Origin of the sequence: Arenibacter catalasegens, assembly GCF_002909235.1 — a bacterium.
In the GTDB taxonomy this organism is placed as follows: Bacteria; Bacteroidota; Bacteroidia; order Flavobacteriales; family Flavobacteriaceae; genus Arenibacter; species Arenibacter catalasegens.
On record NZ_PHQQ01000015.1, the window covers coordinates 37,884 to 55,469 of the forward strand.

At 37.4% G+C, this 17,586-nt stretch carries 10 protein-coding genes; 7 read left to right on the plus strand and 3 right to left on the minus strand.

Annotation, left to right across the window (positions count from 1 at the left end):
* Nucleotides 1-14: 14 nt before the first annotated feature.
* Nucleotides 15-2,240 (minus strand): FUSC family membrane protein, encoded by a 2,226-nt coding sequence (locus CWD90_RS12825; protein WP_103476536.1) that lies wholly within the window; start codon nucleotides 2,238-2,240, stop codon nucleotides 15-17.
* A 223-nt stretch (nucleotides 2,241-2,463) separates the two neighbouring features.
* On the opposite strand from CWD90_RS12825, the gene CWD90_RS12835 reads away from it, so the two are divergent.
* The 6 genes from CWD90_RS12835 (at nucleotide 2,464) to CWD90_RS12865 (ending at nucleotide 9,476) form a co-directional block, all read left to right on the plus strand.
* Nucleotides 2,464-3,303: a helix-turn-helix domain-containing protein gene (locus CWD90_RS12835; RefSeq protein ID WP_103476475.1), complete on the plus strand. Its 840-nt coding sequence runs from the start codon at nucleotides 2,464-2,466 to the stop codon at nucleotides 3,301-3,303.
* 210 nt (nucleotides 3,304-3,513) lie between these two features.
* A complete protein-coding gene (locus tag CWD90_RS12840; protein WP_103476476.1) occupies nucleotides 3,514-5,016 on the plus strand; it encodes an aldehyde dehydrogenase family protein in 1,503 nt (500 codons plus the stop codon).
* 97 nt (nucleotides 5,017-5,113) lie between these two features.
* Nucleotides 5,114-5,629 (plus strand): YqhA family protein, encoded by a 516-nt coding sequence (locus CWD90_RS12845; protein WP_103476477.1) that lies wholly within the window; start codon nucleotides 5,114-5,116, stop codon nucleotides 5,627-5,629.
* Nucleotides 5,630-5,636: 7 nt separating this feature from the next.
* Nucleotides 5,637-6,140, plus strand: coding sequence for a GreA/GreB family elongation factor (locus CWD90_RS12850; RefSeq protein WP_103476478.1), 504 nt, complete (start codon nucleotides 5,637-5,639; stop codon nucleotides 6,138-6,140).
* A gap of 25 nt (nucleotides 6,141-6,165) precedes the next feature.
* On the plus strand, nucleotides 6,166-7,179 hold the full coding sequence (locus CWD90_RS12855; RefSeq protein ID WP_103476479.1) for a Gfo/Idh/MocA family oxidoreductase: 1,014 nt from the start codon (nucleotides 6,166-6,168) through the stop codon (nucleotides 7,177-7,179).
* Nucleotides 7,180-8,219: 1,040 nt separating this feature from the next.
* Nucleotides 8,220-9,476: a tyrosine-type recombinase/integrase gene (locus tag CWD90_RS12865; RefSeq protein WP_103476480.1), complete on the plus strand. Its 1,257-nt coding sequence runs from the start codon at nucleotides 8,220-8,222 to the stop codon at nucleotides 9,474-9,476.
* Between the two features lie 203 nt (nucleotides 9,477-9,679).
* On the opposite strand, the gene CWD90_RS12870 is transcribed toward CWD90_RS12865, so the two are convergent.
* Together CWD90_RS12870 and CWD90_RS12875 are read right to left on the minus strand one after the other, a co-directional pair.
* Nucleotides 9,680-11,308, minus strand: coding sequence for a beta-N-acetylhexosaminidase (locus CWD90_RS12870; RefSeq protein WP_103476481.1), 1,629 nt, complete (start codon nucleotides 11,306-11,308; stop codon nucleotides 9,680-9,682).
* 142 nt (nucleotides 11,309-11,450) lie between these two features.
* The gene (locus tag CWD90_RS12875; RefSeq protein WP_192878024.1) at nucleotides 11,451-13,049 is read right to left on the minus strand and encodes a cellulase family glycosylhydrolase; all 1,599 of its coding nucleotides are present in this window, start codon (nucleotides 13,047-13,049) and stop codon (nucleotides 11,451-11,453) included.
* A 475-nt stretch (nucleotides 13,050-13,524) separates the two neighbouring features.
* Here CWD90_RS12875 and CWD90_RS12880 point away from each other — a divergent pair, with 475 nt between their 5' ends.
* The gene (locus CWD90_RS12880) at nucleotides 13,525-17,550 is read left to right on the plus strand and encodes a hybrid sensor histidine kinase/response regulator transcription factor (RefSeq protein WP_157941219.1); all 4,026 of its coding nucleotides are present in this window, start codon (nucleotides 13,525-13,527) and stop codon (nucleotides 17,548-17,550) included.
* The last annotated feature ends 36 nt before the right edge of the window (nucleotides 17,551-17,586 follow it).

A 17,586-nucleotide genomic window follows, 5' to 3' on the forward strand; every position in this document is an offset into this window, starting at 1 on the left:
AATGTAAATTAGTATTAATCCAGTTTAACTGATGCAGCCAGTCTGAACATTTTACCACTTAAGGAAAACAGCCATTGCAGTTGTTCCCAAACCAAATGGGCCTCTTGAAGATCACGTAGTGTTTCTTTTTCCTTAAATGTCCACTTACTAATTTCTAAAGAAATGAAAGCAGGCAACTGCTCCTCAAAAAGAGTTTCGTTTTCAAAAGAAGCCTCCGCAGCATCGCACTTACTATTATTTAGGCATTGGAGTACCTTCTCCAAGTTTTTCCCTATTTTTTCTGTTGCAACCTCGACCTGTTCGGATGCCTCCCCAGTTTTGTTATTCTGTATATAGGTGCTTAACGAAGCTAGTGAAGCTAAAAAGGAGTGGTTCAAGACGACCATTTCGTAAATTTTATCAGCTTCCCTTTGTTTCGACTTGGGCTCCTGTGCCATCCGCTGAAATGCCGAGCTCAAATTGGATGTTTCCAAAAATGCGTCCTTACGAGCTATATTGTAAGAGGTGGGTATGTTTCCCTTCCGCTGATAATACTCGGTAATTTTAAGAAGAAAATCCTTGTTGGCTTTTACGCTCTTTTCTATGCTCTCATTGATTCCAACGAACTCCCAGGTAGGCCACAGCCACAGCATGGCGGCATAGGACAGTCCGGCCCCTACAAAAGTGTCCAATACGCGGAATTTTATTAAGTTCAAGACGTCCGGACTAAGAGTAGCATAAATAAATACCGCACTCAAAGTAATGAAGGTTGCCGCAGCTTTATAGTTTTTTTGAACCAAGGAAAGTGCAATCACCAAAGAAAGCACTCCCATGGCTCCGAAAATATAAGGGTTCTGAATCAGGAAAACCAAACCAAAGGCAATGCCCCCGCCGATCAGCGTACCAATAATACGGTCTTTTGCCCGGTTCCTTGTGAGGCCGTAGCTGGGTCGCATAATTACGATAATGACCAACAAAATCGAGTATGGATCCTGAAAAGCAAAGATCGAACCCAGCGCATAACCGATCATAACTGTAACTGCCAGCCGTAACGAATGTCTAAAAATGATAGACTTAAAACTAAAGCTTGTTAGCAATATCCTGGGGTCATAATCTTGGGGTGCTATAAAGCGTTTGGCCGTTTTTCTGTCGATAAAATCGATTTCGGTTGTATTGGGCTCACCTAAAAGCCATTTTATTCTTTTGAGCTTTTCGAACTGTTTTTCCTGGTATTCGAGTAAATTTTGAAGCATAAAATATTCCTCATAATCCCGGGTTTCACGTAGTAAGGCTATTTCAATTCTTACTTCCTGAAAACATTGCCTTAAATAATCGTTCTTAGGAAGCATTTTTTTGTTGCTTCCCGCAATAGAAATCATCCGCAGTTGATAGGACATTTCAAAAATCAGTGACTGAAGTCTATTAATGAATTGCGAATGGTCATTAAAGAGCGCATCCAATCGGTCATAATTTACGGGATTGGCGATTGCCGTTTCCAGCATTTCCACCAATTGCACGAATATCAACAGGCGTTTATCCTGATAATTAGACCTACCCGAAGTCTTTCTGGAAAGAATCAAAATTTCTCTCAGGGTCTCATGATTCTCTGTAAGCCCGCTCTGCAGCTCCAGTAAATGAGACTGTAATTTTTCGTGGTCTTCCAATGGGTTTATCAATTTTCCACGCGTTTCTAAAAATTCGGCAGTAAGTACATAAGTTTCAGATAAAAATTCCTCGGTCTCTGCTGTTGGGTTTAATCGATGCCAAACCTTGGATAAGAGTAAATACCAAAGCCCGCCTATTCCCATCAACAAAGCATATTGATAGATTTCCACTCCTTCAGAATCGTGGGCAGAACTCAGTACCAATGCCATAAGGCCTGAAAAGCTTATGAGCGAAGCCCGAAAGCCATAGACCGAAATAAAAGCAATGGCAAATGTGAGCAACCCCAAAATGGAAAGTGACAACCAGAGTTCCGCAGGTAGATAGCCCTTTATAAAACTGACAATCATAACCAAAAAAGCAGAAATAAAAATACCTATTTTTTTATGTCCAAAACTACCAATGACATCGCTGAACGAACTCCAAAAGGCACCAAAGCTGAGTGCCATCCCAATTTCAAAATACCCGAGTTGTGTGCCTATTACTGCCGGCAGGGTGACCGCAATTCCGACCCTGATGGCCCTTGAAAAACTAATGCTGTTCAAAAACCGTTGCAGTTCCTTAAAACTATTTGAAATAAAATAAGTTACAGTGCTCAAAACAGTACGGTTAGACTGCAAATATAGGGTTTGTTGCAAGACGTATTCTATTCTAAAAAGCAAATAGGTGCATTTGATATTAGGCCAGTACATCAATCAGGCTTTTATCAAGAGCACGATAACCGAAAGACCTTGGTCGTAAATTATTCGGAAGATTTTCTAAACCTAAAATGGAATACAATCCTTCACAATAAACTATATTTAGCCAATACCAAAGTGTAATATGCCAATAGAAAACATACCTGAAATCTACATTAAAGATCCAAAAGCAAATCAAGACTTATTTGTGTACGACTTTAAAATGACCAGCGATGTGGTCAAAAGTAAGGTCAATTTAAGCAAGAATATGTTTAGCTTTCTTCAAGTTGGAAAAAAGCAAGTGCATTTCGCTAATACTTCAATGGCCGTAAATAGCCAGCAATCGCTTCTATTAAAAAAGGGAAATTGGTTGTGGACCGAATTATTGGATACGGAAGCTATCTATTATTGTAAACTTTTCTTTTTTTCAGAAAAAAAACTCACGGATTTTTTGAGCAAGTACACCAATGATGTAAAGCCATATAAAGAGGAAATTCCATATTTCGTGATTGAAAACGACAATTATATCGCTACGTTTATCACCTCTTTATCATCTAGCACCTTTACTGATCACAGTTTTAGCGATGCGTTGTTAGTCTTAAAATTTGAAGAAATTATGCTGTATTTACTCAATAAGTACGGATCTGATTTTGAATACTATTTACATTCCTTAATCTCAAAAGAAGTTTCCCCATTCAAAAACATTGTTGAAAGTAATGTGCACTCCAATTTAAAATTGGAGGAAATTGCCTTTCTCTGTAATATGAGCCTTTCAACTTTTAAACGTCATTTCACAAACGAATACAATGAACCACCAGGAAAATGGCTTCAAGACAAACGCCTACAAAGAGCAAAGGAATTATTACAGACCGGCAATTTAAAGGCCTCTGACATCTATCTGGAAATTGGATATAACAACCTCTCCAACTTTAGTGTAGCCTTTAAAAACAAGTTTGGAATTAGTCCAACAGATATTTCCAATTGAAATATATTTTATTTAAATACCTGATTATTAGTATTTTAACTGTTTAGAAAAGTTTTTATTTTTTACAAATCTTCACATTGACCTTTTTTCATAAGTTATTGAACCGTATCAATAAATAAGAAGGAAACAACCCAACGTACATTTGCACTGTAATTACACAGCGCTTGTTTTGGCAAGCATTAATTAAGAATCAAATTAAAATATAATATTATGGCAAATGTAACTAAACCTGTATTCAAAGAAAGATACGGAAACTTTATTGGCGGTAAATTCGTAGCTCCTGTAAAAGGTCAGTACTTCGATAACGTATCTCCAGTAGACGGTAAAGTATTTACCCAAGCTGCTCGTTCAACACAAGAAGACATTGATCTTGCTCTTGACGCAGCACACGAAGCGTTCCCATCTTGGAGCACGTCTTCAGCAACTGAGCGCAGTAATGCTTTATTAAAGATTGCTCAAGTAATGGAAGATAACTTCGAATACTTGGCAACTTTGGAAACTATAGATAATGGGAAACCAATTCGTGAATCCCGTGCAGCAGATATCCCTTACTGTATTGACCACTTCCGTTATTTCGCAGGTGTTATCCGTGCAGATGAAGGTAGTATTTCAGAACATGACAAGGACACTGTAAGCATCGTATTACACGAACCTATTGGTGTTGTTGGTGAAATTATTCCTTGGAACTTCCCAATGTTAATGTTGGCTTGGAAGATTGCTCCAGCTTTGGCAGCAGGTTGTACAGCAGTTGTTAAACCGGCAGAACAGACTCCTACCAGTGTTATTGCATTAATGGAACTAATTGGTGACATTTTACCTCCAGGTGTATTGAACATCGTAACTGGTTTTGGCGCAGAAGCTGGACAAGCCTTGGCAACGTCTAAGCGTATTGCAAAACTTTCCTTTACTGGTTCTACGGAAACAGGTCATAAAGTATTGCACAATGCAGCCGAAAACATTATTCCAGTAACCATGGAATTAGGCGGTAAGTCTCCAAACATTTTCTTCCCATCGGTAGCAGATCAAGACGATGAATTCTTTAGCAAAGCTATTGAAGGCGCGTTAATGTTCGCACTTAACCAAGGAGAAATTTGTACTGCTCCATCACGTATTTTAGTACACGAAGATATTGCAGATCTTTTCATTGAAAGAATGCAAGAGCGCTTACGAGGTATCAAAACAGGTAATCCATTAGATCCTGAAACTATGATCGGTTCTCAAGTGTCCAAAGCACAATACGAAAAAATCCTTAGCTATATCAATATAGGTAAAGAAGAAGGTGCATTAGTATTGGCTGGTGGTGACGCCGGTAACTACGAAGGTGAACTTTCTGAAGGATATTACATCCAACCTACAGTATTAAAAGGTGACAACAATATGCGTGTGTTCCAAGAAGAAATTTTTGGCCCAGTTGTAGCTTTAACAACATTCAGTTCTACTGAAGAAGCTATCGCAATCGCAAATGATACACCATACGGTTTAGGTGCCGGAGTTTGGTCTCGTGATGCTCACGAATTATACCAAGTTCCCCGTGCTATCCAAGCCGGTAGAGTTTGGGTAAACCAATACCATACCTATCCTGCACACGCCCCTTTTGGTGGTGTTAAGGAATCAGGATTTGGTCGTGAAAACCATAAAATGGCCTTAGATCATTACCGTGTAGTAAAAAACATGTTGATCTCTTACGACAAGAAACCTATGGGGTTCTTTTAATTGAAACTGGCAATTAAATTTCAAGTAAAACCCCGGAATATCCGGGGTTTTACTGTTTTAACATCAAGGGTTAACGCGCTTTAATCACTTTATAATTATGAAAAAACCATTTTATATCTTTCGTTTTATCAGTTGGATCGCGATCATCTTTTCGCTTCTAGGTTCTTTGCTTCTTTTTATCGTGGGAGCATTAAAAACGCTAAATGCCTTTAAAGTATTCTTTTTGGGCTATATTCCAGTAGGCAAGGAACATTTGCACACGGCAGACATAGGAATCACCTTTCTTATTAAATCGTTGGACACATTCTTAATCGCCTTAGTGCTCTTTATTTTTGCACACGGCATTTATACATTATTTATTTCGAATACTTCAAGTAACAAAAACAGTGGTGTTCTTAACTGGATTCAAACGCCAAACATTGGGCATTTAAAAAACGTCCTGGCCGAAGTAATCGTTATCATTCTATTTGTAAAATTTCTTGAAGTGGTTTTTGTGAATATTGATAATTTAAAATGGAACCTACTGATTCTTCCTATTTCCATTATTTTAATGGCCGTAGGGTTAAAAGTATTGAACCTGAATAAAGAGGAAAGAAAAAACAATAAAAACTAAGTAGGCCATGAGCAGAGGATTTGTAAAGGAAGATGACCAAGAAGAAATTCCGATAGTGCCACCAAGAGCTGATTTGCCTGAAGGTGTAACTAATTACGTTACGCGAATTGGTATGGATGAACTCTTGATTGAAAAAGAAATGCTCATAAATGAAAGAGAGCAGCTAGAAAGCACAGATGAAAACGAAAGACGCATAGCACTGAACCATATCAATGCAAAATTGCAATTACTGAACAATAGGATTTCTACGGCCAAAATAATCGATTTGAATGAACAACCCCAACATGAAATTCGTTTTGGCGCTAGGGTTACCCTTAAAATAGGAGATACGAAGAAAACTCAAAAATACCAGATTGTTGGGGTAGACGAAGCAGATATTTCCAAGGGGAAGATCTCTTTTATCTCGCCGATAGCCAAAATACTGATTCATAAAAAAGTGGGAGAAAAAGCTACTTTAAAGCTGGCGGAAGAAGACAGGGTTTTTGAAATTATGGGTATAGCTTATAATTAACCATTTATAAAAATAACATCAGAAAATGGAAAACAAAATAAAAACTGGAATATTGTCTTACGGAATGTCGGGTCAGCTGTTCCATTCCCCTTTTGTAGATGCTCATAAGGGATTTGAACTTATAGCCATTGTGGAGCGATCTCAAAAACGCGCACATCAAAAATATCCGACCATAAAAAGTTACGACTCTGTAGATGCTCTTTTGGAGGATGACCAAATAGAACTGGTTATTGTAAATACGCCCAACGTTACACATTTTGAATTAGCTCTAAAAGCACTTCAAATGGGTAAGCACGTATTGATTGAAAAACCTTTTACTACTGCACTTGGACAGGCCGACCAACTTTTTCAAGCGGCCAAGAAAAACAATCGACACGTACTTCCTTATCATAACAGAAGATTTGATAGCGATTTCCTATCTGTAAAAAAAGTTTTGGATTCGGGAAAATTGGGCAGGTTGGTAGAAGTGCATTTTCGTTTTGACCGGTATTCGTTACAAATTGGTCAGAAAGCCGGCATGGAGACTCCCATTGATGGCAGCGGACTGTTGTTCGATCTTGGACCCCATGTTCTTGATCAGATAATTTCGCTTTTTGGCACACCTTTGAAGTGGACCAAGACTGTGGGCCATTTTCGTCCGAATACGCAAGTAGACGATTACGCTCACCTACATTTAACTTATCCCAATGAACTGCAGGTTTTTGTTACCATAAGTTTATTGGTCGCCGATTCAAAACCTGCCTTCATATTAAACGGTACTAAGGGGTCATATACAAAACATCGAACTGATATTCAGGAAGAACAATTGTTGCAAAATATGAGTCCCCTAGACCCTTTGTACGGTGTTGAGGAAAAGGGAAATGAAGGTATGCTTGTTACCATGGCCGAGGATGGTTCAAAAAAAACTGAAACTATTGTCTCCTCCAAATCGAATTATTTAAATATGTTCGATGCAGTACACGCAACCATTCGGGATGGAAAAGCGTATTCTATAACACAAGAACAGGTTATAACTCAATTAGAAATTTTGAACGGTTGAACAGTATGGAGCTGCAGGAATTATGTTAGAGAATTGAAAAGTGATACTATTTCATTATCCTAGTCAGCATAAAATATAAAAGATATTTTATGCTGATGTCGGTAATATCCAATAGACAACCTTCTTTCATGAAAGTATAAATTTCATATATTATAAGCTTTTCAGGTGCTTGCTTATCAATGTCCGACACACCTTCAGACGCTTATTTGCCGTTCTTTCGCCTTTCGAACAAATGTTTTTGTAGTTTTAATACCTTAAATTTAAACTAAAACTGTCCATCAAATAGAGAATTTTCATTCCACTATTTTTTCCTACATAACTTTATAAAAGTCACTACAACTTCTCTTATAATTATTATTAACAACAAAAGATGACCTCTAATTATTACTTGTTTTATTCTTTCATTAGGACTTGTAACATACCCATGGCATACCCAGAATTACTAGACTTCCTACTACTATGCTACGCCTCCTCCCTATTAGATAAAAACCCCAATTCCAACAGCACCCCTGGACAAATGTATTGGGTCTCTCTTAGCCCCTGAAAATTGGTAAATTTCATTCCTCTAATTTACATACTAACCACAACTAGAGACTCTAAATGATCACAAAAAATGACCCCCTGCTTTTTAGATTTTCAAAACCAAATATATTTCAATTCAGCATATTCATAAAATATTGATTATAAGTTGATTATAATGAATGTAATAGTCTAGAGTACAATTCAGTTTCGACAAAATAGAAGAAAAGTGAGCCTAAAGTGCGCGTTTTTAGCGATTTTATGAAAAACCAAAAAAGGCTCCCAATTTCTTGGAAGCCTTGTTCTTGTTACTGTGGGCCCTACTGGGTTCGAACCAGTGACCCCCTGCTTGTAAGCCTAAAAGAAAGGACATCAAATCATATCAAACACCCATCATATATATCTGAATATCAATGTTTTATAGCGATTAAATTTTATTTGATATCATTTGCATCCATTTGATATACAAAAAAAGTGAGCGTAATTATTTCTTACCTTTTCCTTGAAATATTCGAATTGATATGGCCAAGGTAAGTTTAATATTGGACACTAGGAAGAAATCCAAAAGCAGCATTACAGGACTATATCCCATAGTCCTCAAGGTCTTTCATAAAAAGAGCCGGCTGATCGTTCTTGGCTACTCTACCAACCTTACAGGATGGGATAGAAAAACCCAACAGCTCCGAAAATCAGCGGTTATGGACAATGGGCTGGATTACCATAAGATAAATGCAGAACTTGGCAATAAATTCCATTGGGCCAGGCAAATGGTATACGAGCTTGGTGAAAGTATCGCCCGTATTGGTGTTGATCTACTACTTGACCACATAAAGGTCAGATGGGACGGTGAACAGGACTTTGAAATAAAAAAGAAGGTCGAAAATGATATTTCCCTATCCCAATGGGCAGGTGTGATGATAAAAAGAAAACGGTCAGCTAATATTCCTGGAACGGCACAATGGTATCAAAGCGGAGTAGATGCCATAACCAAATTCAACAATGGAAAGGACATAATGTTATATGATATTACGGTGACCTTTCTCAAGGACTTCGAGGCCCAACAATTGAGCAGGGGAAATTCCAAAAATACGATAGGGATGTACATTAGGGCGATCAGGTCCATGTACAATAGCGCCATCAAAGAGGACCAATTTGTTCCGCTAAAAAATCCGTTCGACCATTACAGAACGCCCTCAATGGTCCGCACTAAAAAAAAGGCCGTGGCAAAGGCCAGGATCATGGAACTAAGGACATTGGAATACGAACGGGAAAGCCCGCTTTGGCACGCCAAGAACTATGCCCTTATCATGTTCTACTGCAGGGGAATGAACTTTATTGATCTGGTAAAGCTCAAAGTAAAAAATATTGAGGGCGACCGTCTTCTATATGGCAGAAGCAAAACTGGTGACCCTTTTTCGGTCAAGATTACAGAAAATCTTAGCATCATCCTGAAGTTCTACCTTAAGGGGAAACTACCTGAGGATTTTCTGTTTCCCACCAACTATGACGGCAGCACCAAACATTATCAAAAGTACAAATCCCAAAGGAGGAGAATGAACGAACGTCTTAAGATCATCGCAAAGGATGCAGGGATAGAAGGGGTATTTACGACGTATTACATTCGTCATTCTTGGGCCACGATAGCCAAATATATGGGAATATCAACTGAAATCATAAGTGAAGGTCTTGGGCATAATTCCTTAAGGACCACAGAGATTTACTTGAAAAGCTTTACCAACACAGTTTTGGATGAGGCCAATGAGCTTGTTATTTTATGAGCCAAAAACAGCGAAAATTAAATACAACCCATAATTTAATTCAACATTGAATTACAACAAAAATAGCTGAATGCTCACGAATACAGTTTTAGCTACTAAAAATTTATCAAGCTTTTCTAAATTTCAGCAGTCATTTTCAACTTGACTATAAGAAACTATTTGTCATTTCCTAGGGTTAAATCACGAATAATAAATTCAAAAAGTCATTCCATTATTGGCCCATTAAATGCCTCTGGTTGACGTATTTTACGTTCATCAATTCCAATATTCGGAATTCGGTAATTAATACCCGCCCTTTGATATCTCAAGTACTGCATGGACAATCTTTCTTGAAATGAATCCCAATCAATATTATCCTCGTAGGTCCATGCCTTTTCAGCTACTGCAGATAGCCTTGGATAGGCAATATATTCCAATCGCTTTTCATCGGCAATAAATTCGGTCCAGATACCGGCCTCAATACCAATAATACGGGCAGACATAGTATCGTTAAAAGTTTCTGGAATTGGCAGCCATCTATATATTGCTTCCAATGAATTTGGTCCATTGTGCAATCCTTCCCATTGTGCACCTGCCTCCTTTAAATCAGAGGGATAGTCCAAATAAAGGAAATCTACAGGGGATAAAATAATATCATAGCCTTGTTGGGCGGCAGTATATAATACTTCAGGGAATTCCCCACGCCACCATTGCAAGGTGGTCTCCTTATTTATACCAAAAACGGAAGCTTCATCCCAGGCTACTGGATTTAATCCTGAGCTTACAATGAAATCGGCCATTCTACGGTCGAACCAGCCTTCAAATTCACGTTGATCTTTAAGGTTTAGTTCGTTCATTTTGGCCTTCATATCAGGTCTTCCCTCCCAATTATGGTGTCTTACCTCATCGCTTCCAAAATGGATATAGGTGGTGTTAAAAAGTTTGGACAAACGCAGGATTACCGTTTCTATCATTTTTATCGCATCATCATTGGCAATATTTAGCGTGTTATTGCCACCACTAAATTCTGGATAAGCTCTTTCTATTGCTCCCGAATGACCAGGAATATCCACCTCAGGGATTATCATAATCTGCCTTTCGTTTGCATAGGCCGTAATATCCCTGGCTTCTTCCTCGGCAAGGTACATAGCTGGACCATTAGGATCGGTCCTATCCCCCATTGAACCAATTTCATGAAGTTTGGGATATTCCTTTACTTCTATTCGCCATCCAGTATCATCCGTAAGATGAAGGTGCAGCCTGTTCAATTTTTGAGCCGCCATCTGATCTATAAATTTCTTTATTACTTTAGGGCCAAAGAAATGTCGAGAAATATCCAGCAGTGCGCCTCGCCATGCAAACCTGGGCTGATCAGCTATAGTAAGTTGATCGAACTTAAGTTCCGTTAATATAATTTTTTCTGTTAAAACCGGAGCCAACTGCAAAATCGTTTGAAAAGCGTAAAAATATCCGGACTCCGAAGATGCTCTTATAGTTATCCCAGTGTCATTAATATCTAGCAAATATGCTTCGTTGACCATGGAACTATCCTCGATTAATACAATCGAATTCTTCCTTAATGATTCTGTTCCAATACGGCAAGACAATCCAACCAAATTCTCCAACTCTCTTTTGAACCAGTTGGCCACTCTGTGCTGTTCTTCTGTAGAAAATACCACCTGAGTCATGGAATCCATAACAAATGACCCCTCAAACACATGAATCTCTTGGGGTTGTGGAATTATAGGCAATACTACATTAGTTTTTTCTTTCCGGACCGCAGGATTACAAGAAACTAAAAACATCAATAATAGGCTCTGGAATAATGCTTTGGGTGAAATAAATTTTTTCATTTAACTGTTTATATTAATTATCTCGCTTAATCGTTTACAGAGAACAAATGCATACAGAACTAATGGATTCTATGATCCAAACATTGAAGATAGAAAATTCGGCGATAGTTTGACTTAACGATCAATTAATGGAAACCGAAAGTTAATCACCTATATCAAAGGTCAGTTTTCTTTCCCCTCCATCTTTTAATGGAGGAATAATTAACCAACCTGCATCCGAGTATTTAATTTTTTCAATTTTAACATCACCCCATTTATTTAATGCGTCTATATCAAGTTTGGATAGTGAGGATGCAAAAATCATGGTCACAGCATTGTTCTTTTTACCTTCCCTCCATGTCATAGTGAATTGGCGGGATTCAAAATCATTGCCATAACTGATTAATTCCCCACTTACATATGCCGGATACACCCGGACCAAAGCTTGTTTAAAATATTCCAAATTTTCCGTCCCAGGGTCATAAGACCAATAGGCATTTCCAAAAAGATGCTTTTCAATCAGTTGAACAGAATTTTTTGCAACGGGAATAACGCTCGTTGAATTTCCATAAAAAGCACCCCATTCACCCAACCAGACAGGCATTTTTAATTGCTCCCCTTTTTTGGCAATCTGATCAAAAATATAGGACACCCTCTCATTGGATGCCATAGCCACTGACTCTGTATCCGTTACCAAATCGTAACCATGTGGTGCATATGCAATCAATGGATCTGGTGACCCATTGGGTAAATTAACCCTTTCGATACTACTCCCCACCCCTGTGTTACTGTAATAACTATGCTCAAGAAATAAAATATGTTTTGTATCCACTTCTCGGATAGCTAGTGCAACTTTCTGATACATTTGCTGCAAATATGTTGTTTCAAACTCTTTATTAAGTTCAAAAAGTCGACTAAAAACAAAATGATAATTTTCAGTGTTGGAGAGAATTTTAAGAGCCTCCATTCTATTCCCTTCATCTCGCCATATAATGGTCAATTGTTCTTCATTTAACTTTTCCCCAGTTAAGGAATAATGCAGTTCCCCATAAGCGGTTAGTAAGATTTTGGTGGATTCCAAGGCTGAAGATCCAGGAAAAGGCTCATTCATAATATCGAACCCGATAATCGTTGAATTGTCTACATACCTTTTTGCTATATGTTGCCATAGAGAGGCATAATGGTCTTGAAGACCAATACCATCGCTTGCTGGTTTGTTCAACCAAAAGTTGTCGAAAGAAGTTTGAACCGCCTCACTCATCATATAGGCATCACTCCATATGACACCCGTGGTATGTGGTTTCCCGTCGTCCAAAGTAGCCCATTCCGGCGCTCCATCGGAATATTTCACACTAAATAGATCCTGATGCATATCCAACACAACAAACAAGTTATTTTTTTCCGCTAGTGCGATCCGCTGATCTATTTCTTTTAAATATTCTTCGTTATACACTCCGGGTTCGGGCTCCAATCTATCCCAAATAATAATAAACCGAATACAATTGACTCCCCATTTTGCCAGATTCTCATACAATTCCGGCCCACTTTGAAAAATATAGCCTTCCTCCTTGTTTTTGCTAACAATGTTTATCCCATTTAAAATAACTTGTCTTCCATTATTATCAACAAAATAACTCCCGTTAATCGTTATGGTTTTTGGAAATTTTTCACCGACCAAAGCTGTAGAATTCCCATTATTTTTACAAGACATAAAAAAAATCCCAAGCAACATTACAGTCATGGGAACAATCCTAATTTTCATTTTTACATTCATTCTAAATCAATTTTTATCGGCATTTTAATTATCAACCTTACTACTTAAACTAAAAGAAACGGAATTCCGCGCATTGCCAATAATAATTTGGGATAAACATTTAACATTTTTAAACCCGGTAAATCTCTGGATATTTACTTTTTAATTGTAATAAACAAAGGGTGATCAAAATCACCCTTTGTTACTACAAATTAACTCAAAACAACTAACTTATTACTTTTAATACTTGTTGACCTCAACAATTGCTATATTGTCTATTATCTTCCAACACACCCATTATTGACCACAATTATTATTCTTCAATAATACATAACTAAGAACACAACTCGTTATAACGGATTCCGATATCTATGGCACAATTTCATGGAATACAACATTTTCAGGATTGTCTACCATATTTTCGGAAAGGCAATATGAAATCCTTACAAATCCCTATTTTTACGTAAAGACCAGAATAAGCTTTATGAGTTTTAGGAAGATTTTTTTACTAGTCGCTCTATTTACGTTTTTAATAGTGAATAAGACCTATACACAAATTGTCAACTACAATACCAAGGATGGTTTGGTATTTAACAACGTGGACCACATAAGTGAGGATGACGAAGGACTTATCTATATTTCTACAGGGGAAGGCTTAAATATTTTTGATGGTAGCCAGTTTACGCTCTTCAATATGCATAATACTGATGGCTTTAGCAATAAAATATCCCAAGCCTTATTTTTAAAAAAAGGATTGATATTAATCGGAACCCGTGACAAAGGCCTTTTTTTATGGGATAAACTCAAAAAAAAGATTATTCCTTTAGTCATAGATAAGGAGCCGTTACATTCCCTTGTAAACATTTCCACATTATTTTTGGATAGCCATGATGTTGTATGGGTAGGCACTAATAATGGAACCCTATTTTCGTTTCCACTCGCGGATATCGATTCAAACTCATCTGATTACCTTTTAAAGGAGGCTGAGGCACTCACAATGCTTTCTGGGGCAATTCATACTATCCTGGAAATAGATGGCACAATGCTCATTGGCACTGAAGGCTCCAAAATCACCAGGATCAGGAAAGCAAATAACAATTACATTATTGATCAACCGATAGAATTGGAAGCGCCGACTAACATAACTAGTCTTGCCATTAAGAGGGAAGTACTGTTTGTAGGTACGGACAAAGGCCTTTTCAAAATAATGGATTTCGCGCCTCAAGAAAACAATAATGTGCAAACCCTTACAGATTCCTGGAAACTGGACAATTCTATTATAAGTTCTCTAAGCATTCATCAGAACTCCATATGGGTGGGAACAGAAGGGGAAGGTATTTTTAATTTTTCAACCAATGGTTTAGAGCTGGAGCATTTCCTTTATGAACAGCTCAAACAAAACAATCTGAACTCCAATTACGTATTGAATACTTACATTGACAGCAATAATAATCTTTGGATAGGCACTTGGTTTGGAGGAGTGAACGTAATTGATTTAAGTAAAAAGAATTATTCCGTTGTCTATGATGCGGAAAATGAGAAGAATCTCTTTTCCAATATTATCTGGGCCATGGCCAAGTTACCCGATGGTAGAATCTTTCTAGGCACTCACGGCAATGGGCTAGGGGAATATATCACGCACCAGAAGAATTTCAAATCCATAGTAACCAACGAAGAAATAAAATCCATTTCATCCCTTTATTACGATCCCATAACCAATCTCCTGCTCATCGGCACATGGGGAAATGGAATCAGAATGTACGATCCCTATACCCATAAATTAGTGCCCAACAAATATGATCTGGGCCTATTAGCTAAAGATCGCATTTACAGTATAACACGCGGACCCAGTAATAACTTGTGGATTGGCAGCTCGGAGAATGGTCTATATCGATTCTCAAAAGACAATTTGCAATTGCAAAAAATAGACCTTCCGAAGGAAACGACAAAAAAACCTACGGATATAAAGAGTCTCATAAGCGATAACAAAAACAGACAAATATGGGCCGGATCTATAAAAAACGGCCTTTTTTCCCTAAAACTTAATGAAAATGGGGCCATTGAAAGCATAAAGCAGTTTGAATTATTTGCCTCTGAAAATGATAAAATATTTGTTGAAAACCTTTATCTTCAGGATAATGGAGATTTATGGATACTTTGTAGAAATGGCTTCGGTACTCTAAAACCCAACGAGGTTCCCAAAAGAAATACTTTAATTAATGGATGTGTTGTCACAGGAATGACATCAGATGCATCAGGAAATTTATGGGCAGGCACCCATAAGGGCATTTTTAAAATAAATCCCGAAGCATTGACCGCAACATATCTCTTATCCGAATTCTCTTGTTACGGTATGCTTTACAACTCCTTGGACAACACGCTCATCACAGCTTCGGACAATGGGCTGCTAAAAATAGCACCTGATGAACCAATTCGTCTTCCACCATTTCCTAGACTAATGTTATCTGAATTTCAAACTCTAAATCAAACAGTCTTGCCGCAAAAAGAATTACATGGAAAGGTAATCTTGCATCAAAATCTAAATTATAGCGACACCATTGTTCTACCTCACAATATTGAGTCCTTTTCCATAAGCTTTAATGCATTGGCCTTTACCGGCAAGAAAAAAATACAATTGTTACATAGGCTTAATAATTTTGAACAAGAATGGAAAACATCACGCGGTATATCCAGTATTGCCAATTACACCAATGTGCCGTCGGGAACTTACGAACTGGAAGTAAAGGTAGGGCATGAATATGTTGGTTTAAATCCTCAGTCCAGAAAGCTTACCATCATTAAATTAAAACCTTGGTGGGCAACTTCGCTGGCATATTTGGCTTACTTTCTTTGCCTAGTACTAATTCTTTTTATAATAATTAAAGAGGTAAGGGCTCGTATGGAAATTAATCAAGCATTGAAAATAGAAAAAATAAAACAGGAGCGAAACCATGAACTCTACCAACAGAAACTATCCTTTTTTACTAATGTTTCACATGATTTAAGAACTCCCTTAACACTTATTATTGGTCCCCTCGAGGAAATGATTTCGAGTGGCGAGCTAGAGCAAAAACTCCAAAAAAAGATGATTCGAATGCATAAAAATGGACAAATGCTTTTAAATATTGTTAACCAGATCCTGAATTTTAGAAAGGCCGAGAGCAATACAATGGATTTGGAATTGGAGCAAATAGACCTTAATGCTTTTGTTAAGAATACCTGCTCCCAATTTTATGAATTGGCACAAAAAAACGATTTGGATTTTGAGGTGTCGTGTCCTGAAGAGAAATTGATTCTTTTGGCAGATTCCAACAAATTGGAGTCCATTCTAATAAATTTAATCTCCAATGCCATAAAATTCACTCCCAAATACGGAGAAGTCATTGTACAAGTGTATAATGACAACGAATATATCTCCATTAGCATTATGGATACGGGCATGGGTATCCCAAAAGATGAATTAGATTTAATTTTTAACCAATTTTACAGATCAAAGAAAAGCAATGAATTACAAGGCAATGGTATTGGAACCACCTTAATAAAAAAATATACAGAAATGCACAATGGAAAAATTGAAGTGCATAGTATAGAAAATGAAGGGACCGAATTTATTGTTCATTTCCCAATTATCAATGCACTTTCAGATTATCCACATCATGTTATAAATTCCAATCCTGAATTTAGTATAGATGCTACCCCTGAAATTAAGCCTGCATCTATAAACCCAAAGAAACTTTCCATATTGGTAATAGACGACAGTGAGGATATTAGAGATTATTTAAAGGAAATCCTTGAAAGCGATTATAAGGTCTATACCGCTAATAATGGGAAAGAAGGGCTTTGTGTGACCAATAAAAATATGCCAAATTTAGTAATAAGTGATATTATGATGAAAGGTTTGGATGGAACAGAGGTATGCCAACAGATAAAATCCAATTTAAATACCTCCCATATTCCTGTAATTTTATTGACGGCCAAAACGTCTATAGACTCCAAAATTGAAGGGTTTGAAAAAGGTGCCGATGCCTATATTGAAAAACCGTTTAATAGTAGGTTTTTATTGACCAGGGTCAAAAAAATAATAGAACAAAAGGAGGCTTTAAGAATGAAAATGTTGCAATCTGACAATTTATTAGGGGAGGCCCAACCCCAATCAGTGGACGAACGGTTTATTGAAAAAATTATTGGGCACATAGAATCCAATATTTCGGAATCGGAATTCTCTGTACAAAGTCTTATCGAAAACATGAATATGAGTCAAGACCAACTTTATAGGAAATTAAAAGCGCTGACCGGACTGTCTATTAACCATTTTATACGTCTAGTTCGATTAAAAAAAGCCGCCCGATTGCTTGCCAACAGTGATTATACCGTTAGTGAAGTTTTATTTAAAGTTGGATTCAACAATCCATCCTATTTTACTAGATGTTTTAAAGCTGAATTTGGAGTGCTCCCTAGAGAATACAGTCCATCTGCTTCTGCATCGTTGATACAAAATGAGCATGATTAGACAGCAGATACTATACCTTGTTCGGGCTAATATAAT